We start from the raw sequence: 20,601 nt of genomic DNA, 5'->3' as shown, positions 1-20,601 counted from the left end.
GTCCCGTGTCCCCGTACACTCGCGCCCATGCCGAAGCAGCGGGACGCCGCATCACCACCCGCCGGCCGGCGGGTGGTGATGCTCGTCGACAACGCGGTCGAGGGTGACTCCCGGGTGCAGAAGGCCGCCCGGTCGGCCGCCGACGCGGGCTGGCACGTCACCCTCCTCGGCTGCGCCCGCACCGACACCGGGCGCCGCTGGCGGCTCGGCGACGCCGACGTACGCGTGCTGCCCCTGGACGCGCCCCGCCTCCTCCCCGACGGCGCGAGCGATCCACGCGACGAGGGCACCGGGGAGACCCGCGCGTCGGGTCCCCCCGCCCGTGTAGGAGGCCCGCGCGGCTCCGGCCTGCGGGGCCGGCTGGTGGCGCGGGGCGGACTGCCGTTGCGGGTGGCCCGGCTGGCCCGCCGACCGCTGGAGCACGCCCAGGTCCGCTACTGGCGGGCCCGCCTCGGCGACCGGGCCTGGCGCCGGCTGGAGCCGGGACTCTGGGACTACGAACGCGTCGCCGGCCCGGTCATCGACGAGCTGCGTCCCGACCTGATCCACGCGCACGACTTCCGGATGCTCGGCGTGGCCGCCCGCGCCGTCGACCGCGCCCGTGCGCGGGGACACGTCGTGCGGCTGGTCTGGGACGCGCACGAGTGGCTGCCGGGCGCCCGGCCCCGTCGCGACAACGCCCGCTGGCTGCCCGCGCACCTGGGCTACGTCCGCGAGTACGTCGGCCACGCCGACGCGGTCGTCACCGTCTCCGACACGCTCGCCGACCTGCTGGTCCGCGACCACGACCTGCCGGAGCGTCCCACCGTCGTGCTCAACGCCCCGGTCGCCGTGCCCGAGCGCTCCTCCGTCGTGCCCGCCGCGGAAGGTGCCGCCGTCGTGCCCGCCGTCGCGGTGTCGGTCGATGCCGGGCCCGTCGCTGAAGCCGTGTCCGTCGGCGTCCCGGCGCCCGACGGGCGGACCGTGCCGGCCGCCGCCACCGCTCGGGCGGCCGGTGAGTCGCCTGACCTGCGGGCCCGCTGCGGCGTGGCCGTCGACACCCCGCTGCTGGTCTACAGCGGGGCGATGGCCGTGCAGCGTGGCGTGGACACCGTGGTCGAGGCGTTGCCCCGGCTGCCCGGCGTACACCTTGCCCTGGTCGTCGCCGACCCGGCCGCCACCTACGTCCGGCAGGTCGTCGCCCGCGCCGCCCGTCACGGCGTCGCCGAGCGGGTGCACGTGCTGCCGTACGTGCCGCACCGGCAGCTCGTCGCGTTCCTCGCCGCCGCCGACGTCGGGCTCATCCCGCTGCACCACTGGCCCAACCACGAGATCGCGTTGATCACCAAGTTCTTCGAGTACGCGCACGCGCGGCTGCCGATCGTGGTCAGCGACGTCCGCACCATGGCCGACACGGTCCGGGCCACCGGCCAGGGCGAGGTCTTCCGCGCCCGGGACGCCGCCGACCTGGCCCGCGCGGTCCGGGCGGTGCTCGCCGACCCGGCCCGCTACCGCGCCGCCTACGACGGCCCGACCTCACCGCTGCCCGCCTGGACCTGGGAGTCCCAGGCCGAGCGCCTCGACGCCCTCTACCGCCACCTGCTCACCCGCACCCCGTGAGCCATCGCCCCCCGAACACCCATGCCGTTCCCCTCACCACGATCGGCGTGGCGGGGCGGGGGGAAAGGGGTGGGCGGGGGAGAACGGGTGGGTTAGCCTGGCGGTATGCAGAGCAGGCGACAGATCACCGCCGCGGCCGCGCGAGCTTCCCGCTCGCCGGTTGCCGCCGCCTGACCTGACCCACCCTCACGCCGGCGACCGGAAACGGTCCGCCGGCGTCGTCGTGTCACGCCACCTCTTCGGCGGATCGTCCGGACGCCCGTACCCGGAAGGCACCCGCCATGACACCCGACGAGATCATCCGTACCTTCGAGGACCACTACCACCGCCTCGGCCACTCCGACGCGCCGGAGAGTTCCCTGGTGCCGCCGCCCGGCGACCCGGTGCTGTTCACCACGTCCGGCATGCACCCGCTCACGCCGTACCTGCTGGGGCGCCCGCATCCGGGCGGACGCCGCCTGGTCAACGTGCAGCGGTGCCTGCGCACCACCGACCTGGACGAGGTCGGCGACCGTACCCACCTGACCGTGTTCCAGATGCTCGGCTCCTGGTCGCTGGGCGACTACGACATCGCGACCAGCCTGCGCTGGGGCTTCGACCTGCTCACCGAGGGCTATCGCATCCCGCCGGAACGGCTGCACGCGACGGTGTTCGGCGGCGACGATCACCTCGGCCCGGACGAGACCGCGCGCGAGACGTGGACCGCGCTCGGCGTGCCGGTGGAGGCGCTCGGCGAGGACAACTGGTGGTCCAACGGGCCGACCGGTCCGTGCGGGCCGGACTCGGAGATCTTCGTGTGGACCGGCGACGGGCCGCCCACCGGCACCCCGAGCGGTGACGGGCGCTGGGTCGAGGTGTGGAACCACGTGCAGATGCGCTACCACCGTCACCCCGACGGCCGGCTCACGCCGTTGCCGCTGTCCAGCATCGACACCGGGATGGGACTGGAACGGCTGGAGATGGTGCTGCGCGGCGAGACGTCCGTGTTCACCGGCGACGGGCTGCGTCAGTGGGTGGACGCGGTCCGCGACCGGTGGGTGCTGCCCGAAACCGACTGTCGCGTGGTCGCGGACCACCTGCGCTCCGCGGTGGTCGTGCTCGCCGACGGGGTACGGCCGGGCAACACCGGCCGCGGCTACGTGCTGCGCCGGCTGGTGCGCCGCGCGCTGACCGTGCTGTGGCGCGACGACGAGACGCGCAGCCTGGGCGAACTGCCGCCCGGCGCGTACCCGGACACGCTGCGCCGGTTCCGCCGGCCGGGCGATCCCGGCCCGCTGCGGGAGGCGCTCGGCGACGAGGAGCGCCGGTTCCGGGGGCTGCTGCGACGCGGTCGGCCGCTCGTCGACCGGGTCCGCGCGCGGGGTCCGCTGACCGAACGCGACTACCACTGGCTGCACGACACCCACGGGCTGCCCCGCGAACTGGTCGACGGCCTGCTCACCGACGCGGCCTGAGCGGTGGCCGCCCGGCTCGGCCGGTGCCAGACTCGGTGCAGACGTCGCGCGAGGGAAGAGGGCCCATGACCGGGTACGAGGTGCGGCCGGACGAGGAGACGGTGTCGTTGCTCGGCGCCGAGGTGCACGTCACCGACCCGGTCGGGCTGCTCGCCGCAGCCGTGGACGGGCCGGTGGAGTTGCTGGCCGGCGCGAGTTTCCCCGCCCCGGTGCGGGAGGTGCGCTGCACCGTGCGCGCCGACACCGACGACGGGCGGCCGGTGCACCGCTTCGAGGCGTACCTGCGGGTGGAGGCCGCGCCGGCGGGCCTGCTCGCCCTCGGGCTGGCCGGCCCGGTCGGCCTGCTGCTCGCCGAGCGGCTCGCCGCGCGCGCCGGCGACGGCCCGACCGCCGCCGCGGTGGGCCGGGCCGCGGCCGAGGCGAGCCGCCGGCTCGGGCTGCGGCCCGCCGGCACCGCCCTGGCCGCACCGCCGCGCGACCCGGCCGGCCGGGCGGTGCTGGCCGCCGCCGAGGCCGCCGGCGTGCGACCCCGCGTCGAGCAGGAGAACGGCACGGTACGCATCCGCGCCGACGTGCCGAGCGCCGAGGTGGGGCCGGAGCACCTGCGCGCCGTGCTCGGCCTGCTGTTCCAGGCGGTCCGCGAACTGACCGGCGACAGCGTCGAGCCGACCGTGCTGCGCGGGCGGACGTACCTGGTGGGGCGGCGGCCGGTGGCGGTGGCCGCGCCGCGCAGCGAGACGGTGACCCTCGACCAGGTCGGCGGCCTGGCCGACGTGGTGGCCCGGTTCCGCGAGGTGGCGGTGTCGTTCCGGCATCCGCAGGCGATGGCCCGCTGGGGCGCGCGCCGGCCGCAGGGCATCCTGATGTACGGCCCGCCGGGCACCGGCAAGACCATGCTGGCCCGGGCGCTCGCCAACGAGGTCGGCGCGGACTTCGTGGAGATCCGCACCCCGGAGATCCTGGACAAGTACCTCGGCGGCTCCGAGCGCAACATCAAGCGCATCTTCCGCGACGCCCGCCGCTACCGCCGCCCCACCGTGATGCTCTTCGACGAGTTCGACTCGATCATCAGCTACGCCGGGGCCGGCGGCGACGCGGCCAGTCAGGCGGTCAACGCCGTCGCCGGCATCTTCAAGCAGGAGATGAACACGCTGTTCGAGGAGAACCCCGACGTCATCGTGGTGGCCACCACCAACTTCCCGCAGCGCGTCGACGCCTCGCTGATCCGCTCCGGCCGCTTCGACCTGAAGATCGCCATCCCGGCCCCGGACGACACCGGCCGCGCGGAGATCCTGGGCAAGATGATCCGCGAGCTGATCGAGCGGCACGAACGCCAGGGCTTCCGGATGTTCGCCGACGACGTGGACCCGGCCGCCCTGACCGCCGACACCGCCGGGCTCACCGGCGCGGACCTCCGCGAGACGCTGCGCCGGGTGCAACTCGCCAAGGCGCTGCGGGAAGCCACGGAGGGTGCGCCGCCGGCCCCGATCAGCCAGGATGATCTGCGGGAGGCCGTCGCCGGGTTGCGCCGCGGCTGAGGAGGAAGGGGCCCGCGTTGTCGTCGTCCGAACTGTTGCTCTCCCGCCGGGACCTGGCGTTCCTGCTGCACGACTGGCTTGACGTGACCCGGCTGACCGAGCGACCCTGCTATGCCGAGCACTCCCGCGAGACGTTCGACGCGGTCCTCGACCTCGCCGCCCGGGTCGCCGCCGAGAAGTTCGCCCCGCACAACCGGGCCGCCGACACGAGCGAGCCCACCGTCGACAACGGACGGGTCCGCACGCTCCCACAGGTCAAGGCCGCGCTGGACGCGTTCGCCGACACCGGTCTCTTCGCCGCCACGCTCGACGAGTCGGTCGGCGGCATGCAGCTCCCGCACGCGGTGGCCGCCGCCGCGTTCGCCTGGTTCCAGGCCGCCAACGTGGGCACCTCGGCGTACCCGTTCCTCACCCTCGGCAACGCCAACCTGCTGCTCGCCCACGGCAGCGCCGAGCAGGTCGACACCTGGGTCCGGCCGATGGTCGAGGGTCGGTTCCTCGGCACCATGTGCCTGTCCGAACCGCAGGCCGGCAGCTCGCTGGCCGACCTCACCACCCGCGCCGAGCCGCAGGACGACGGGACCCACAGGATCACCGGCACCAAGATGTGGATCTCGGCGGGCGACCACGAGCTGGCCGAGAACATCGTCCACCTGGTGCTCGCCCGCATCCCCGGCGGGCCGCCCGGCGTGAAGGGCCTGTCCCTGTTCGTCGTGCCGAAGGTGCTTCTCGACGCCGACGGCGGGCTCGGCCCGCGCAACGACGTGGTGCTGGTCGGGCTCAACCACAAGCTCGGCTACCGGGGCACCACAAACACGCTGCTCAACTTCGGCGAGGGCGTGCACCGCCCGTACGGGCGCCCCGGCGCGGTCGGCTATCTCGTGGGGCAGCCGCACCAGGGGTTGGCGCTGATGTTCCACATGATGAACGAGGCGCGCATCGGCATCGGCGCCGGCGCCACCGCGCTCGGCTACACCGGCTACCTGAAGTCCGTCGCGTACGCCCGGCAGCGCCCGCAGGGCCGCCCGGTCGCCGACAAGGACCCGACGACGCCGCAGGTGCCGATCGTCGCCCACCCCGACGTACGCCGGATGCTGCTGGCCCAGAAGAGCTGGGTGGAGGGCGCGCTCGCGCTGGTGCTCTACTGCGGACGGCTGCTCGACGAGGAGAAGACCGCACCCGCCGAGGCCGACCGGGAGCGGGCGCACCTGCTGCTGGACCTGCTCACCCCGATCGCCAAGAGCTGGCCGTCGCAGTGGTGCCTGGCCGCCAACGACCTGGCCATCCAGGTGCACGGCGGCTACGGCTACACCCGCGACTACGACGTCGAGCAGCACTGGCGGGACAACCGGCTCAACCCGATCCACGAGGGCACCCACGGCATCCAGGCGCTCGACCTGCTCGGCCGCAAGGTCACCATGCGCGACGGGGCGGCGTTGGAACTGCTGCTGGAGACGATGCGCGCCACCGTCGACCGGGCCTGGAAGGCGGACGGGTTCGCCGCCGAGCTGGCCGGGCCGCTCGCGGCGGCGGTGGACCGGATCGCGGTGGTCACCAGGCGGTTGTGGGCGCCCGGCGATCCGGAGCTGGCGCTGGCGAACGCCTCGGTCTACCTGGAGGCGGTCGGGCACGTGGTGGTCGCCTGGCTCTGGCTGGAGCAGGTGCTGGCGGTGGAGGCGTCCGGGTCCCTGGAGGACGGGTTCGCCGCCGGGAAGCGGGCGGCGGCGCGCTACTTCTACCGGTGGGAGCTGCCGACGGTCGGGCCACAGTTCGACCTGCTGGAGAGCCTGGACCGCACCACGCTGGACATGCGGGAGAGCTGGTTCTGATCTGTCCATGCGGAGGTGGAGCGGCTGCGCTCACCTCCTGGTGGATCATGACCGGGCGCGCAGTGCGGCAGAGCCGGACGTGGAAAGCCTGGTCAGGCATCAAGGGTGCGCAACTACAAGCGCGGCCCCTTGCTTGTCGCATCGGGGTGCACGAGTGGCGCGCGGTCACTCTGGAGGGCGGCCGTCAGCTGATCCAGGCCCAGCGATCCCAGCTCCATGGCCCGACGGTGAAAGGCACGCCGGTCGCCCGGGAAGGACGAGCGGCCGGCCAGCCACACGCGCTCACCCGCCTTGTAGGCCAGCGCCTGCCCGGGCCGGCCCAGGTAACGCGCGAGCTCGGCGGACGCGTACGGCCCCTGGTGACAGCGGTCCCGCAGCAGCTTCAGCGCAGCATCCGGCGTCCACACCGCGTTGTCACCGGACGGCATCGGCAGTCGCAGGTGCAAGCCGATGTCGACCACGACGCGTGCCGCCCGCAGGAGCTGCATGTACAGATGTCCCAGCCCTCCGGGCCGTAGTCGGTAAGCCCGTCGATATCCCGCTCACCGGCCTCGACGACCGCTGTGCAGGTGTCGAGGCCAGCCATCTCGCACAGGAGTCGATCCGCGAAGTCCTCGATCACGGGGGCAATGCTGGGGCCTGCCCCAGCTGCCGTGATGCGAGCTTGCGTCGATCGCGGCACGCGGTTCAGGACCGGTCTGACAACTTCCGCTCATCGGCGCCTCCGGAGACCGGCACCGGCGATCCGGTTACCTCCCGCGACGAGCGCGTCGCGGCGTGAGAGTGCGTTACCCGAATCTTCGGCAGAAGGGTCGGGGGCAGGAGCACAAGCGAGCTGCGGAGAGCGGGTCGAGGCCGTGTTCGCTGCACCAACGAAGGAAGACCCGCAGGTCGGACCCGGTATGCGCGCGAGTCTGCCCGTCCACATCCGCGTGACCGGCTGCAGTACCGTCATGCCGTGCATTTCGTGTATCGCTCCCACTACGAGGGCCGGTTGAGCAAGCGGGTCCGGCGGCTGCCGGACGAGACCGTGCTGAGCTGGTTCCGACGAGGCTGGGACTGTGACGATCCGGAGTCCTGGGTCGAGAACGAGCTGGGCGGTGACGTCTACGGCCTCGCTTCGATCTTCGAGGCGGCACGGAAGCACGGCCTGCCTCGGCCGGCAACGACCGGCGAGCTGCGCGAGCTCCTGCATGAGCACCTGTACGTCGAGGGTGACGAGGACTTCGTCCGCCTCGACGATCACAGCCTTCGGGTACGGACCGATGACGACGAGGTGGAACTGGCCTATTTCTTCCTCGATGAAGAGGTGGTCGCGACCGCCCCCGACCGGTTGGCATACCTGTTCCAGTCGTGGCCGTTGCCTGGTGCGGGAGGTGAGTCGACGTCGTTCGTCGCCGATGTGCCGGTGACGGTCGTTACGCCCGCCAGTGCCGGTGACGCCAGCACGTACGCGGTTTTCCTCACGTTCTACGACGGCGAAAGCCTCGCTTGCTCCGAGCCGCTGGTATTCCCGGGGATCGGGTTGTGGGAACTGGCCGGACATCTCCGGACCGCGCACCCCGACAGCGGTGCAGCATGGCCACCCGAGCTGCTGGTCCTGCGAGCGCTCGTCGCGCCCGAAGAAGACGCCATCAGTCCGGCGCTGGACCGGTGCAACAGATGGCCCGGCTTCAACCTCAACGCCGAACCGTGGCCCGACCTGCCTCAGGATCACGGCGCCGCCCACGGCGAAGCCATGGCGCTTCTCACCACGGGCCGATACGTCGACGGCCGACGCCCCGACGCGTCGCGCGTCGAGGTCGACGAGCATCTTGCCCAGGTCACCATGCACTGTGGTCAGTCGTTCGGGTACCAGCAGTGGTTCCTCTTCGACACCGTGTGGGCGGCCACTCACCTCGACCTGGCCCGATCACTGCTGCGCTACAGCAACCACTGGGATCCACTCGAGGACTGAGAGCAGCCGAGCCATCAGCTCCGATCGTCGGGACGAACGGACGCCGATCGGGCGTGCGGCCAGCGGCATGTCCGGATGTCGATGGGACGGCGTGGAGAGTGAAACTTGTCTGGGCCGCGCTCGGTACGAGGCCTGTCGCGGGGCGGGGCTAGGGTCCGGCCATGGCTGACTTCACCGGGGACAACCTCAGCGGCTCGCGTTTCGCGCGGGTCAACCTGGCCGATGCCGAGTTCCGTGCCGTCGACCTCTCCCACGCCCGGTTCCGCGGCGTCGACCTGAGTGGGGCGGTCATGCGCGGCGTCGAGATGGTTGACGTCCGCATCGACGGTGAGATCCGGAACCTTGTGGTCAACGGGGTCGACGTCGCGTCTCTGGTCCATGCGGAGCTCGACCGGCGCGACCCCGACCGGGCCAGGATGCGCCCCGCCGACCCTGACGGCTTCCGGGAGGCGTGGGGCATCGTCGAGCGACTCTGGGACGGCACCGTCGAGCGGGCTCGCGGCCTGGAACCCGGGCTACTGCACGAGTCGGTGGACGGCGAGTGGTCGTTCATCGAGACCCTGCGTCACCTGGTGTTCGCCACCGACGCGTGGGTACGGCGGGCAATCCTGGGCGACCCCTCGCCGTGGGACCCGCTCGACCTGCCGTGGGACGAGATGCCGGGCACCCCGGGGGTCCCGCGGGACCGCGAGGCCCGTCCCTCGCTCGAGGAGGTCCTGGCGCTGCGCCGCGACCGGATGGCCACCGTGCGCACGGTGGTCGACGGCCTGACCGAGGAGTCCCTGGCCGGCCACACCGAGCCCGTCGAGGGGGCCGGCTGGCCGCCGCCGGAAAGCTTCCCGGTACGCGAGTGCCTGCTGATCGTCCTGAACGAGGAGTGGCACCATCGGCAGTTCGCCGAACGGGACCTCGACGCGCTGCGGCCAGGCGCGCCACGGCAGGCGATCTGATCGACGCCGGACCGACAGCCCGGTCCCGCTTGTTGGCCGCGCGCCATCAGCGGCATGAGCGCGCACCCGCCGTCCGAGTTGGTGGCCGTCCCCCTCAGGGCAGATCGCGGCGCAGGATGTAGTTGAAGCCAAAGTCTGTCTCGGTGGATCGGACGTCGATGTAGCCGAGCCGGCGGTAGAAGTCGTGCGCGGTGATACTCGCGCCGGTTTCCATGTGGTCGTAGCCGTCGATCAGGGCCAGCGCCTCGATGTGGCGCATGAGGAGCCGTCCTATGCCGTGGCCGACGGCCCGGGGGTGCACGAACATGGTGTAGACCTTGTTGCCGTCACGGGAGACGGTGCCGGCGATCCCGTCTGCTTCGGCGACGAACATCTGCCGTTGTGTGGCGAGCCTCTTGATGCGATGTTCGGTGAAGTGCTCGCACATCCGCTCGATCACCTCGCTCGGATAGTCACGACTGTTGACCTCACGTAGGCAGCGTTCGATGAGGCTCGCCACGGCAGAGGCATCGGCGTTGTCGAACCGTCTGACGATCACCATCGATCCATCTTGCCTGCATCAAGCGCTAGACGGAGCACCGGCACAACCGGACGACATGGTGGAGTTCCTGTAGGTAGCACCCATGATCCACCTCGCTCACGAGCACCAGCCGGTCAGCTGTTTCGGCGTTCCTGCGGCCGACTACGGCCGTCGCGTCTCATAACCTTCCCGAGGATGTTGTGGAGATCGACTTCGACCACGTCCAGCAGGTCACCGCCGAACACACACAGCGACAGCTCCCATGGATGGCCGAAAGTTCCGAACCGGAAGTCCTCGGCGAGGTATATGGAGTAGTCGCCGTCGGGATAGGGCGACAACGGCCAGCCGCGCCGGCCAGCTGGGTTGATGTTCTCTGGCCCGACGAGGCCGGGCCAGACCTGGTAACTGAGGTGCTGCCAGTCCAGGCACAGGATCGAACTGGTGCCCGTTACAGCCGTGATCCCGGCGTGCACGACCTCGACCAGGCGATCCAGGCGCACATATTCCGGATCGTCGTCGAGGCCACTCAGACTCCAGGTGACCAATGGAGCCGGTTCGGTGATCGCCGGGTAGTGGCGCATGCTGGGGCGGAAGTCGAATGCCGCGTCGAATCGGTCCCAAACGGCCTTTTCGTCGCCGGTCAGCTCGCGATACGCCCTCATCGCCATCGCCGCACCTTCATCAGTGAGCCGTGTCATCCGGCGTAACGATTGGTTGGTGTTCGCCGTGTTCCTGACGGTGGGTATTGATCGCGCTCTGCAGGCGGAGCCAGGTCGGATCGGCATCCTCGGCCGTGGTCACCGTCTCGAGGTCGTCGGAGTTCCAGGTGCGCTGGCCATCGTGACGGACGAGGCTCGCGTCCAGGTCGGCGTCAGTTGGCAATTCGGTGGCGGCGGCGACGAACTCCTCGACTCGTGCCCGGGCAACCGCCGCACCGGCTGACCCGACGTTGCGACCCGCGTCTGCCGGCGCGTCCATGATCGCCAGTTGTCCTGACCGGTCGGCGACCACCAGCTGGTCCGTCGACATGACGGCCAGGGCGCTGATCGGCTCAAGGGTGACGTGGTGTTCCGATGCCCTCCCGCTGTCGAGATCGATCTGGACGATGTTCCCCTGAGGTGTTCCCACGAGAATGACTCCCGAGCCGGGCGCAAAAGCGACGTTGTGGCGGGACCAGCGGGCTTGTTCCTCCAGCCAGTCGGGTGGATATGGGTAGCCGGGGTGGGGCTGGCCGAAGGTCGTGTGCAGCACCTTGCGCATCGTGGGGAACTCAAAGACGTCCAGGGACTGGACGTAGGCATTTCCTCGGACCGCCAGGTATCGCCCGTCGTCGGAGACGACTGGCGCCGTGTAGCCGTCCGCGTCGAGGATGATCGCGTGCCGGAGGATCCGCATGCTCGCCGGAACGGCGTCGTCCGGCCGGGCGAAAAGCACATCGGTCGCCCCCTGGTCGCTGGACAGCGTCACCACGAGATTGCCGCCCGGATGCTCGACGACTCCGGTGTCCCAGCGCGGGCCGACCCGCAACGCGCCCGTGACAAGGTCCAGGGCATCCGATCTCTGCCAAGCCTCGTCCTCGTCGAGCGAGGACGATGGCGACGCCCACAACGTTCGTCCGTCCGGGCTGAACGCGACATCACGATAGGCAGCGTTCGGAGGGACCTCGGCCGTGACGAAGAGGCCGCCCAGGGTCCAACTCTGCAGCCCTGCCGCGCCACTTACCACCAGGCTGGGCTCATGCGGATGCCAAGCTACCGAAGGGGCCAGCCCGTGGCGCTTCCACGCCTCCGGCGGATAGGCGTCGGGGCCGGCATCGATGATGCCATGTTCCCGAAGCCCGCCAGATCCAAGCTCCCACACGTGGACCGCAGGCCGGGCGGAATCGAGTCCAGCGTTCAGTGGCAACCGGCTATGACAAACGAGCCGCTCGACAAAGGAACCACCCGAAACGACCCACTTCACGCCGACCTGATCAGCCACACCGGCACCCTACGCTCCGCCTCGCGGTCGGTCCTTCCGCACATCGGCGCTCACTCGGTGAACTCGGTCCAGGAGACGGCGCGGTCGAACCGCTGGGCGGCGAGGTCCTCGACACGGATCATGAAGCGGCCGAAGTAGACGTCGTCACGAGTCTCGAACTGCACCAACGGGAGCCACTCCCGGCGGACCCGCTGCAACTCCTGTTCCACGAGGAATGCCTCCTGGGCGCGGTCCATGCCGGCCAGGCGGCCTCGAAGCTTCTTCTCTGCCATCTCTAGCTCAGGATCGTCGTACAGGTTGCTGTAGGACACGCCACCGGTGTGCCACGAGTAGCCGCCGAACTGGAAGGCGGCGGAGCTGGCGGTCGGCCAGAGCTGGTCGACCAGGGCACACAGTTCCCGACGATGCGGCATGTCGCGCGCCAGCTTCTGCTGAAAGGCGGACAGGTCCGCATCCTCCGCGGTCAACCACGAGGGCAGGGCGGCGTGGACGACAGCGAAAAGGTCCTGCTCGGGGGCGATGAAGTCACGGTCCGCGTAGTAGGGATGAGCAGCGTGGCCAGCCGACAGATGCGCCGCGGTCTCCGTACCGGCCCTCACGTGAAGCAGCCGCCCGTACTGCTGCTCGTCGCTGCGCTCACAGGTGTCGTAGTCCTCTTCGTGATGCAGGAACACCAGCAGGGAGCCGTCCGACGGTAGCGGCAGACGTTCGACCCGCGGCAGCGCGGCGCAGTCGAAGGACGCGATGAACGGCAGCGGGTAGCCCTCCGGGTCGGTGGGCCACGGCATGCCGACCGGGAGCTGCGGCACGCCGCCGGCCTGGCCGACGAGCAGGTCGGCGGGCCGCAGGGGCGGCAGATCCCGAGAGTGCGCCGCGAGGTCGCCGTTGTGCTGCTGACGTGTCGAGATGGCGAAGCGCAGCAGTTCGGCGAACGTCGCCGTCTCCGTCTCGGTGAAGCCCGCGTCGGTCGCCGCTCGCCGAAAGAGCCCGTAGTGATCCACGGACGTCATGCTGACAGGTCTGATTCGACCCGCGGCGTTGCACCGCCGCTTCCTGGGGTGGCTGCGGTGAAAGAACTGGCGGGAGCGCCGGGCCGGGCGCGAGGATGCGGTCATGGCCGGTGACCCGTTGCTCGCTCGCGCCCGTGCGGCGTGGCTCGACCTGACCGGCGTGCCGATGGCCTTTCCCGCCGGGGGCGGCGTCGAGGTGGCCGCCTCGGCCGGGTCGCGGCTCTGTCCACCGGGCTGGGTCGGGATCGTCGTGCTGGGCGGCGCCGCCGTGGTCACCGTACCGTCGGATGGTCTGGTGGGGACGGTGCGTGCGGCGCTGCGGCGGCTGCCCGTCGCGGAGCTGACCGACGCCGGTCGGCTGCGCGCTCTCCTGCCGGTGGCCGGGGTGCTCGGGCCGGCGAGCCTGGCCTACCTCGACGAGCCCCGGTTCCGGCCGGCGTCCGGTGACGTGTCCGTGGTCCCGGGGGCGCCGGCCGATGTCGCCGCGCTGCTGGCCGCCGTGCCGGCGGACGACGCCGACGAGTGCGGGTTGGCCGACGTCACCTCGCCGGTGTTCGTCGTGCGCCGGGGGGCCGACGTGCTCGCGGCGGCCGGCTACCGGCGCTGGCCGGGGCGGGTGGCCCACCTGGGCGTGCTCACCCGGGCGGACCGGCGTGGGCGCGGGCTGGCGCGCGCGGTGGCCTCGGCGGCGGTCGTCGACGCGCTGACGAACGGACTCCTGCCGCAGTGGCGGGCCCGGCCGGAACCGTCGCGGCGGGTGGCGCGGGCGCTGGGCTTCCGGCAGCTCGGCGCGCAACTGAGCCTCGCGCTCAGACAGGAGTGACGACATGGTGTACGGCACCCGCGACGATCTGCTCCGCGACCTGGCCGACGCGGTCGAACGCGTGACCGCCGGGCACCCGACCCGGGTGGCCGTCGACGGGCCGCCCGCCGCCGGCAAGACCACGCTCGCCGACGAGCTGGCCGGTGTCCTGCGCGCGCGGGGCCGGCACGTCGTCCGGGCGACTGTCGACGACTTCCTCGTTCCCCGGGAGCGGCGCTACCGGCGGGGGGAGTTCTCGGCGGAGGGCTGCTACCTCGACGCCCACGACCACGGGGCACTGAACCGGTTGCTGCTCGATCCGCTCGGCCCGGGCGGGGACCGACGTTTCCGGCCCGCGGTTCACGACGATGCCGAGACCCGGACGGCCCCGGTCGACGCGGTGCTGGTCTTCGACGGCGTCTTCCTCCTGCGCCCGGAACTCGTCGACCGGTGGGAGCTGCGCGTCCTCGTGTCGGTCGCGCTCGACCGGCTCGTCGCCCGTGCCGTGGTGCGGGAGCGCCGGGTGTCGTCGCGGGCCGACGTCGAGCGGCGCTGGCGGGAGCGCTACCTTCCCGCCCAGCGGCTCTACGCCGCCACGGACCGCCCGGTCGAGAGCGCCGACGTCGTCGTGCGCAACGACGAGCCGCGGCGGCCGGCCTGGGAGATCCGGGCGCGCTGACGCCCCGCTCAACGCGGTACGCGGTAGCGCAGGTGCAGCACCCGGTTGCCCCGGATCACCACCTCCGGATCCGTCAGCAGATGCGGCGCGCTCACCGACCCGAAGTAGCGCCTGCCGGAGCCGAACACGACAGGTACGACGTCCATGCGTACCTCGTCGACCAGGCCCGCGGCGAACACCTGACCGCCGACGTCACCGGCGGCGACCTCGACCACGCGGTCGCCCGCGAGCTGCTGCGCCCTGGTCACCGCCGCCTCGACGCCGTCGACGAAGTGGAACGGCGCCCCGGGGTCCCAGCCCTCGGGCGCCGGCCGGTGCGTCACGACGACCACGTGCGCGATCCCGCCCGGCGGCTTCCCGTCCCACCCGTCGGTCAGGTCGAAGACGCGGCGGCCGACGACAGTCACCCCGATCGCGTCCCAGTAGGGCCGGGTGTAGTCGTAGGACGTCTGCGACACCGTCAACGCGCCACTGTCGTCCAACGGGACGTCGCCGCCGGACAACCAGTCGAACAGCGGTCCGGGCTGGTCGTTCTCGTCCGCGACGAAGCCGTCCACCGACACCGAGCTGTACATCACGACCGCGCCCACATCGCGCTCCTCTGCCGGGGAATTCCCTTAAACTAGCGGTCCGCGACGTGCGGCTCTTGTAGGAAATCAATCGAGCGGCAGCGGCCAGCCGTCCAGCACGTGACCGGGATGTTCGCGCAGGAACCGGCGCCGGACGTCGACGTAGCGGGTCGGCGTGAGCCCGGTGAACGCCCGGAAGTCGTGACCGAAGTGGGCCTGGTCGAAGTAGCCGGCGCGGCCGGCGAGATCCCCCCAGTCGACCGGCCCGGCGGGGTCGATCGCGAACACCGTGGCGGCGAAGCGGTAGGTGCGCGCCAGCCGCTTCGGCGTGACGCCGACGAGCTGCTTGAACCGCTGCGCGAGATGGGTGCTGCTGACCCCGGCCGCCACGCTCAGGTCGCCGATCGCCGCCGCCCCACCGGTCGCCGCGATGACGCCGCTCGTCTGGCGCACCAGTGCCAGGCCGGCCGCGTCGCGCAGCCGTCGCGCCAGCTCCTCCTCGAGCAGCGTCAGCATCTCCCACGGGCCGCCCGCCGTGGCCAGCCGGTCACGCAGCCCGGCGACGGCGGAGCGGCCCCAGACCTGCTCCAATGTCACCGGCCGGTCGCACAGCTCGACCGCCGGCATCGGCAGGAACGGTGCCAGCCCCCACGGCTTGACGTGCACGCCGACGGACCGGGTCCGGGGTGGGTAGCCGAACTCCACCGCGCGGGTGGGCGTGGTGACCACGCAGCCGTCCGCGTACTCCGCCGGCTCCGTGTCGGCGCCGGCACGGATGCGGAACGGCGCTCCGAGGTTCACGATGAGGAACGCCCCCGGCATCGGCGGCAACATCAACCGGGCGTACGGCGGCGAGCCGTCCAGGAAGTAGACATCGTCGGTCAGGTCGTCCAGCGGCGGTCGCGGCGCTCTGGACACGTACCGCACTAGGGTGCGGGCTCCAGCACGACGACCGGGATCTGCCGGCTGGTCTTCCGTTCGTAGTCGGCGAAGCCCGGGTATGCCGCCTTCTGCGCGTCCCAGATCCGCTCCCGCTCGTCGCCGTCGGCGACCCGGGCGACCAGGTCGATCGTGTCGGTGCCGATCTCCGCCGTGACATTCGGCTCGGCGAGCAGGTTGTGGTACCAGTCGGGATTGGTGGGCGCGCCGGCCTTGGACGCGAACACCGCGTAGCCGCCGTCCAGCTCCTGGTACATCATCGGGTTGACCCGGGGCTTGCCGCTCCTGGCGCCGACGGTGTGCAACAGCAGCAGCGGGGCGCCGGCGAACTGGCCGCCCACCCTGCCACCGTTGGCCCGGAACTCAGCGATGATCTTGTCATTCCAGTCGCTCACGTCTGCCCCTCGTCCGACCGGTCGGCTGTGGCGAACACTACCCTGGTCGTCACCCGCGTCACTCGTATCCCATCGCCGGGACGATCCGGTGAAGCGCCGCCTCGATCCGCTCGCGGGTCCCGGTGTCGAACTGGTGGTCGCGGTGGGCCAGCCGGTGCGCCTGGAACGTCGACCGGGTGGTGACGTCGTCCACCCCGAGCCGCGCGAACAGGGCGCGCCGCTGCCCGGGCCAGTCGGCCGCCAGATCCTCCGCCCGCACCTCGACGTAGCGCCGGCCCGCCAGATCCGCCGTGTCCCGCCAGGTGAGCCATCGGTGATAGATCGGTACGAGGTAGGCGAGCGCCCCGTCGACCGTGGACGGTGCCCACGGCTGGGCCAGATGTGAGGCCAGCACCGCGACCGGGTGACGCGTGACATGCACGATCGTCGCGTCGGGCACCAGCTCCCAGAGGAAGTCCATGCACAGCAGGTTGAACGGTGTCTTCTCGCACCAGGTCGGCTTGCCCGCGTCGGCGGCCGCGCCGCCGAACAGCGTGTCCACCAGGCCCCGCAGGACGCCCAGCAACTCACCCCGGTCGTCGAAGAACCCAGGTACGACCCGTCGGCGGACGGGCGTGCCGAACGGTCCCGCCGGCCGGTCACCGTCGCCGAAACCCTCGGCCGGCGCCGGCTCGTCGTAGGCGTGCGCGACCAGCCGGGGCCAGAGCCGCTGCACCGCGTCCCGGTAGCGCCGCACGCCGACCAGCTCGGGGACCGTCTTGCCGCGGTCGTCCCGCCGGCCGGGCACCCGGACGGTCAGCATGTCGCTCAGCCGGTGCAGGGCGTCCTCGCCGACGGTCGGGTCGTACCGGTGGGTGAGCGCGTCGGCCAGGTCCCGCAGGCCGCCCGGGTCGACGAGGAACCTGGTCTCCATCGGGATCCGGTGGATCAGCGGATGCTCGCCGATGACGTCGGCGAGCCGGGACGTCCCGGAACGACCCGTGCCCGCGACGAAGACCGGTGAAGGATCGGACATGGAGCGCAGTCAAGCGCTCCGGGAGACGACCGGGCAAGCTGTTTGTCCGCGCGCCGGGAGCCGTAACGTGGCGAGGTGGCCACTGCTCGCAGGGCGCCGCCGGGGCGACTGAGCCGCCGGCTGACGTTCCTGTTCGCGGCGACGGCCGGAGCGGCCGTCGGCAACCTGTACTGGACCCAGCCGCTGCTCGGCCTCATCGCGGGTGACCTGCGCAGCGCCACCGCGACGGCCGGCTGGCTGGTCACCGCGACGCAGATCGGGTACGCCGTCGGCGTGCTGCTGCTCGTGCCGCTCGGTGACGTCCTCGACCGCCGCCGGTTCGTCCCGCTGATGCTGACCTTCTCGGCCGCCGCGCTGCTGCTGTGCGCGTGGGCGCCGTCGATCGGCATGCTCCTCGCCGCCCTCGGCGTGCTCGGCCTGACGACGATCTCCGGGCAGGTCCTCACCCCGCTCGCCGGGGACCTCGCCGGTGACGACCACCGTGGCCGCGTCGTCGGCGTCGTCGGCTCCGGGACCCTCACCGGCATCCTCGCCTCCCGTACGATCAGCGGCCTGGTCGCCGACGTCGCCGGGTGGCGGGCGATCTTCGTCGTCGCCGCGGTCGTCGCGATCCTGCTCGCGGTCCTGCTCCACCGCGCGATCCCCCCGCTGCCGCCGCGGACGCGCCTGGCGTACCCGCGGCTCGTCGCGTCGGTCGGCGCGGTGGTCGCGCGGGAGCGGGCGGTCCGGTGGACGCTGGTCCTGGCCGCCACCGGCTTCGCCACGTTCTCGCTGTTCTGGACGGCGCTGACGTTCCTGCTCAGCGGCCCACCATTTGGCTACCCGGCGCCGGTGATCGGGTTGTTCGGCCTGGCCGGCCTCGCCGGTGTCCTCGCCGGACTGCGCGGCGGCCGGCTGCACGATCGCGGCTGGTCGCTCCCGGCCGCCGGGGCGGCCTGGGCGCTGGCGCTCGCCGCCTTCGCCGTCGCGGCGGTCGCCGGCCGTTCCGTGGTTCTCGTCGTCGTCGCGGTCGTCATGGTCGACGTGGCGCTCCAGACCCAGGCGCTGTTCAACCGGGCGCGACTGTTCGCCCTCTCCGACGACGCCCGCAGCCGGCTCAACACGGCGCTGGCCGCCAGCAACTTCGTCGGCGCGGCCGCCGGCTCCGCCGCCGCGACCACGCTGTGGGCCATCGGCGGCTGGACCGCGATCACGATCGCCGGAGCGGCGTTGTGCTGCTTCGCGCTCACCGTGTGGGCGCTGGGCCGTCGGGGGCCGCTCGTGGTCCGCCCAGCCGTCGACGCCGGGCGTCAGTCCTCGGGCGAGCCCGGGCTGACCAGGCCCGTCTCGTAGGCGACCACCACCGCCTGCACCCGGTCGCGCAGCCCGAGCTTGCCGAGGATGCGGGCGACGTGGGTCTTCACCGTCGCCTCGGACAGGTGCAACGCGGCCGCGAGCTCGGCGTTGCTGAGACCACGGGCCAGCAGGCGCAGGACCTCCGTCTCGCGCGGCGTCAACGTGGCCAGGTCGCGGTGCAGCGACGCCGTGTGGGGGTCGCTGCGCGCGAAGCGCCGGACCAGCCGGCGGGTGATCGTCGGGGCGAGCAGCGCGTCGCCGTCGCGGACCAGGCGCACGGCCGCGACCAGGTGCTCCGGTGACACGTCCTTGAGCAGGAAGCCGCTGGCTCCGGCGGTGAGCGCCGCGTAGACGTACCGGTCCAGGTCGAACGTGGTGAGGATGATGATCCGTGGCGCCGCCGCGGCGCCGGTGAGGATGCGGCGGGTGGCCTCCAGGCCGTCGAGCTCGGGCATGCGAACGTCCATCAGCACCACGTCCGGGCGGGTGCGGCGGACCGCCTCGACCGCCTCCCCGCCGTGTGCGGCCTCGGCCACCACGTCGATCCCTCCGGCGGTGAGGATCATCCGGAAACCGGTGCGGACCAGCGCCTGGTCGTCGGCGACCACCACGCGCACCGTCACGACGCCTCCCACGGAATAGACGCCTCGACCCGGAAACCGGCGCCGGGCTCGGCCCCGGCGCGCAGGGTCCCACCGTAGACCGCGAGCCGTTCCCGCAGCCCGATCAACCCGCGCCCACCCGCAGCGCCGGCCGGGCCGGCCGCGACCGGTTCGGTGGGCCCCTCGTCGCGGACCTCGATCCGCAGGGCCTCGGGGGAGTACTCGACGGTCACCGCGGCGACCGCCCCGGGGGCGTGTCGCACCACGTTCGTCAGCGCCTCCTGGACCACCCGGTAGGCGGCCAGCCCGACGCCGGGGCTGAGCGGCCGGGGGTCGCCGGAGACGGTCAGCCGCACCGGCACCCCGACGCCGTCCATCCGCCCGACCAGCGCCGGCAGGCCCTCGATCCCCGGCTGCGGGTCCTCCGGCCCGTCCGGCGAGGACCCGGACAGCAGGCCCATCACGTGCCGCAGCTCGGTCAACGCCGACCGGCCCGTCGCCTCCACCGCGAGCAGCGCCTCCCGCGCCTGCCCCGGCGTGGTGGCGAGCACCGACCGGGCCGCGCCGGCCTGGATCACCATCACGCTCACGTGGTGCGTCACGACGTCGTGCAGCTCACGCGCGATCCGCGCCCGCTCACCGGCGACCGCCTCCCGCAAGGCCGCCTCGCGCGCCCGCGCCTCGGCGTCGAGGCGCCGCCGGTCCTCACCCGCCCGCCGTCGCCACACGTGATGCCCGCCGGCGGCGGCCACCAGCGGCGCCGACAGGACGAACGGAAGGTACTCCCCGGGCACCGTGACCGACATCCACTCGCGCAGGACCGCGACGAGCAGCGCGGCCACCGCGACGGTGGCCAGCGCCGCCGACCGGTACGGCGTGTGTGCGGCGGCGCTGTAGACGGCGACGAGGCAGGCCAGCACCACGCACGGGTAGACGTTCGGCTGCCGCTCCCCGCCGGTCACCAGCACCAGCGACGCGGCCGCCATGGTCACCCAGAGCACGGTGAGCGGATAGCGACGGCGCAGCACCAGCGGCGCGCAGAGCACGAAGACCAGCAGCAGCGCGCCGAGGACCGAGCCCGGCGGTGCCGGCGTCGCCTCCGGCGGCGGCAGCAGCGGAGGCAGCGGCGGCGGCACCGGGTTGTCCGCCACGTCGTCGGTGGCGGCCTGGAAGGACACGAAGCCCAGCGCGGCGGCCAGCACGCCGTCGAGCAGCAACGCCCGCCAGCCCGGCCTCGGTGGCGGCCCCACCGCCGTGATGCTCCGCACCGACCCATTCTCGCCGCTTCCCGCCGGCCGGGGCGTCAGCCACGGTGTGCAGATCGACTACATCGCAGGGATGACCCGGAACGAGGATCCACCCCCGGAGGGACGGCGGTTGCGCCGCCCGACCGACGACCGCGTCCCACGGGCGCACCTAGCGTCGTCA

Annotated in this window: 20 protein-coding genes; 9 read left to right on the top strand and 11 right to left on the bottom strand. The window is 72.4% G+C overall.

From position 1 onward, the window contains the following. The first annotated feature begins 27 nt into the window (after nucleotides 1-27). The 4 genes from ACIA5A_RS21065 (at nucleotide 28) to ACIA5A_RS21050 (ending at nucleotide 6,420) form a co-directional block, all read left to right on the top strand. A complete protein-coding gene (locus tag ACIA5A_RS21065; protein WP_396764792.1) occupies nucleotides 28-1,599 on the top strand; it encodes a glycosyltransferase family 4 protein in 1,572 nt (523 codons plus the stop codon). 281 nt (nucleotides 1,600-1,880) lie between these two features. Continuing rightward, the gene (locus tag ACIA5A_RS21060; protein WP_396764789.1) at nucleotides 1,881-3,053 is read left to right on the top strand and encodes an alanine--tRNA ligase-related protein; all 1,173 of its coding nucleotides are present in this window, start codon (nucleotides 1,881-1,883) and stop codon (nucleotides 3,051-3,053) included. 65 nt (nucleotides 3,054-3,118) lie between these two features. Continuing rightward, complete coding sequence (locus ACIA5A_RS21055; protein WP_396764787.1) at nucleotides 3,119-4,591, top strand: ATP-binding protein; 1,473 nt, start codon at nucleotides 3,119-3,121, stop codon at nucleotides 4,589-4,591. 17 nt (nucleotides 4,592-4,608) lie between these two features. After that, nucleotides 4,609-6,420: an acyl-CoA dehydrogenase gene (locus ACIA5A_RS21050; protein WP_396764784.1), complete on the top strand. Its 1,812-nt coding sequence runs from the start codon at nucleotides 4,609-4,611 to the stop codon at nucleotides 6,418-6,420. 113 nt (nucleotides 6,421-6,533) lie between these two features. Here the strand turns inward: ACIA5A_RS21050 and ACIA5A_RS21045 are convergent, their stop codons facing one another. Further along, nucleotides 6,534-6,908: a DUF885 family protein gene (locus tag ACIA5A_RS21045; protein ID WP_396764782.1), complete on the bottom strand. Its 375-nt coding sequence runs from the start codon at nucleotides 6,906-6,908 to the stop codon at nucleotides 6,534-6,536. A gap of 470 nt (nucleotides 6,909-7,378) precedes the next feature. Here ACIA5A_RS21045 and ACIA5A_RS21040 point away from each other — a divergent pair, with 470 nt between their 5' ends. Both ACIA5A_RS21040 and ACIA5A_RS21035 read left to right on the top strand, forming a co-directional pair. Then, nucleotides 7,379-8,377 (top strand): hypothetical protein, encoded by a 999-nt coding sequence (locus ACIA5A_RS21040; protein WP_396764780.1) that lies wholly within the window; start codon nucleotides 7,379-7,381, stop codon nucleotides 8,375-8,377. Nucleotides 8,378-8,538: 161 nt separating this feature from the next. Continuing rightward, complete coding sequence (locus ACIA5A_RS21035; RefSeq protein ID WP_396764777.1) at nucleotides 8,539-9,327, top strand: DinB family protein; 789 nt, start codon at nucleotides 8,539-8,541, stop codon at nucleotides 9,325-9,327. Nucleotides 9,328-9,421: 94 nt separating this feature from the next. On the opposite strand, the gene ACIA5A_RS21030 is transcribed toward ACIA5A_RS21035, so the two are convergent. The 4 genes from ACIA5A_RS21030 to ACIA5A_RS21015 all read right to left on the bottom strand — a co-directional run bounded on the left by ACIA5A_RS21030 (nucleotide 9,422) and on the right by ACIA5A_RS21015 (nucleotide 12,828). Beyond that, nucleotides 9,422-9,868 carry a GNAT family N-acetyltransferase gene (locus tag ACIA5A_RS21030; protein WP_396764774.1) on the bottom strand — a complete coding sequence of 149 codons (447 nt, stop codon included), beginning with the start codon at nucleotides 9,866-9,868 and terminating at the stop codon, nucleotides 9,422-9,424. A 113-nt stretch (nucleotides 9,869-9,981) separates the two neighbouring features. Then, nucleotides 9,982-10,515, bottom strand: coding sequence for a DUF2716 domain-containing protein (locus ACIA5A_RS21025; protein WP_396764771.1), 534 nt, complete (start codon nucleotides 10,513-10,515; stop codon nucleotides 9,982-9,984). A gap of 13 nt (nucleotides 10,516-10,528) precedes the next feature. Continuing rightward, complete coding sequence (locus ACIA5A_RS21020) at nucleotides 10,529-11,827, bottom strand: hypothetical protein (protein WP_396764769.1); 1,299 nt, start codon at nucleotides 11,825-11,827, stop codon at nucleotides 10,529-10,531. Nucleotides 11,828-11,877: 50 nt separating this feature from the next. Further along, nucleotides 11,878-12,828, bottom strand: coding sequence for a DUF1963 domain-containing protein (locus ACIA5A_RS21015; protein WP_396764766.1), 951 nt, complete (start codon nucleotides 12,826-12,828; stop codon nucleotides 11,878-11,880). Between the two features lie 112 nt (nucleotides 12,829-12,940). Here ACIA5A_RS21015 and ACIA5A_RS21010 point away from each other — a divergent pair, with 112 nt between their 5' ends. Then, nucleotides 12,941-13,660, top strand: coding sequence for a GNAT family N-acetyltransferase (locus ACIA5A_RS21010; protein WP_396764763.1), 720 nt, complete (start codon nucleotides 12,941-12,943; stop codon nucleotides 13,658-13,660). A gap of 4 nt (nucleotides 13,661-13,664) precedes the next feature. Next, on the top strand, nucleotides 13,665-14,318 hold the full coding sequence (locus ACIA5A_RS21005) for an AAA family ATPase (protein WP_396764760.1): 654 nt from the start codon (nucleotides 13,665-13,667) through the stop codon (nucleotides 14,316-14,318). An 8-nt stretch (nucleotides 14,319-14,326) separates the two neighbouring features. On the opposite strand, the gene ACIA5A_RS21000 is transcribed toward ACIA5A_RS21005, so the two are convergent. From ACIA5A_RS21000 to ACIA5A_RS20985, 4 genes are all read right to left on the bottom strand, one after another. After that, nucleotides 14,327-14,908 carry a dihydrofolate reductase family protein gene (locus ACIA5A_RS21000; protein WP_396764757.1) on the bottom strand — a complete coding sequence of 194 codons (582 nt, stop codon included), beginning with the start codon at nucleotides 14,906-14,908 and terminating at the stop codon, nucleotides 14,327-14,329. Nucleotides 14,909-14,974: 66 nt separating this feature from the next. Then, nucleotides 14,975-15,805, bottom strand: coding sequence for a helix-turn-helix domain-containing protein (locus ACIA5A_RS20995; RefSeq protein WP_396764755.1), 831 nt, complete (start codon nucleotides 15,803-15,805; stop codon nucleotides 14,975-14,977). A gap of 8 nt (nucleotides 15,806-15,813) precedes the next feature. Continuing rightward, nucleotides 15,814-16,221: a nitroreductase family deazaflavin-dependent oxidoreductase gene (locus tag ACIA5A_RS20990; protein ID WP_396764753.1), complete on the bottom strand. Its 408-nt coding sequence runs from the start codon at nucleotides 16,219-16,221 to the stop codon at nucleotides 15,814-15,816. 58 nt (nucleotides 16,222-16,279) lie between these two features. After that, nucleotides 16,280-17,236: a sulfotransferase family protein gene (locus ACIA5A_RS20985; protein WP_396764750.1), complete on the bottom strand. Its 957-nt coding sequence runs from the start codon at nucleotides 17,234-17,236 to the stop codon at nucleotides 16,280-16,282. A gap of 75 nt (nucleotides 17,237-17,311) precedes the next feature. On the opposite strand from ACIA5A_RS20985, the gene ACIA5A_RS20980 reads away from it, so the two are divergent. Continuing rightward, complete coding sequence (locus ACIA5A_RS20980) at nucleotides 17,312-18,568, top strand: MFS transporter (protein ID WP_396764748.1); 1,257 nt, start codon at nucleotides 17,312-17,314, stop codon at nucleotides 18,566-18,568. Here ACIA5A_RS20980 and ACIA5A_RS20975 read toward each other — a convergent pair. Together ACIA5A_RS20975 and ACIA5A_RS20970 are read right to left on the bottom strand one after the other, a co-directional pair. After that, nucleotides 18,526-19,194 (bottom strand): response regulator, encoded by a 669-nt coding sequence (locus ACIA5A_RS20975; protein ID WP_396764745.1) that lies wholly within the window; start codon nucleotides 19,192-19,194, stop codon nucleotides 18,526-18,528. The two genes, ACIA5A_RS20980 and ACIA5A_RS20975, sit on opposite strands and share 43 nt — an antisense overlap. Further along, on the bottom strand, nucleotides 19,191-20,441 hold the full coding sequence (locus ACIA5A_RS20970) for a sensor histidine kinase (protein ID WP_396764742.1): 1,251 nt from the start codon (nucleotides 20,439-20,441) through the stop codon (nucleotides 19,191-19,193). Before ACIA5A_RS20970 ends, ACIA5A_RS20975 begins: the two co-directional genes overlap by 4 nt. Between the last annotated feature and the right edge of the window lie 160 nt (nucleotides 20,442-20,601).

This window comes from Micromonospora sp. NPDC051300 (genome assembly GCF_044455315.1).
Taxonomy (GTDB): domain Bacteria; phylum Actinomycetota; class Actinomycetes; order Mycobacteriales; family Micromonosporaceae; genus Micromonospora; species Micromonospora robiginosa.
The sequence above is the reverse complement of the archived record's forward strand: the minus strand, read 5'-3'. Positions and strand labels throughout refer to the sequence as shown.

Bases quoted from the DNA above. Each gene is read 5' to 3' on its own strand.
- ACIA5A_RS21065 (WP_396764792.1), top strand. From the start codon at position 28: ATGCCGAAGCAGCGGGACGCCGCATCACCACCCGCCGGCCGGCGGGTG.
- ACIA5A_RS21060 (WP_396764789.1), top strand. From the start codon at position 1,881: ATGACACCCGACGAGATCATCCGTACCTTCGAGGACCACTACCACCGC.
- ACIA5A_RS21055 (WP_396764787.1), top strand. From the start codon at position 3,119: ATGACCGGGTACGAGGTGCGGCCGGACGAGGAGACGGTGTCGTTGCTC.
- ACIA5A_RS21045 (WP_396764782.1), bottom strand. From the start codon at position 6,908: ATGCAGCTCCTGCGGGCGGCACGCGTCGTGGTCGACATCGGCTTGCAC.
- ACIA5A_RS21035 (WP_396764777.1), top strand. From the start codon at position 8,539: ATGGCTGACTTCACCGGGGACAACCTCAGCGGCTCGCGTTTCGCGCGG.
- ACIA5A_RS21030 (WP_396764774.1), bottom strand. From the start codon at position 9,868: ATGGTGATCGTCAGACGGTTCGACAACGCCGATGCCTCTGCCGTGGCG.
- ACIA5A_RS21025 (WP_396764771.1), bottom strand. From the start codon at position 10,515: ATGGCGATGAGGGCGTATCGCGAGCTGACCGGCGACGAAAAGGCCGTT.
- ACIA5A_RS21010 (WP_396764763.1), top strand. From the start codon at position 12,941: ATGGCCGGTGACCCGTTGCTCGCTCGCGCCCGTGCGGCGTGGCTCGAC.
- ACIA5A_RS21005 (WP_396764760.1), top strand. From the start codon at position 13,665: ATGGTGTACGGCACCCGCGACGATCTGCTCCGCGACCTGGCCGACGCG.
- ACIA5A_RS20985 (WP_396764750.1), bottom strand. From the start codon at position 17,236: ATGTCCGATCCTTCACCGGTCTTCGTCGCGGGCACGGGTCGTTCCGGG.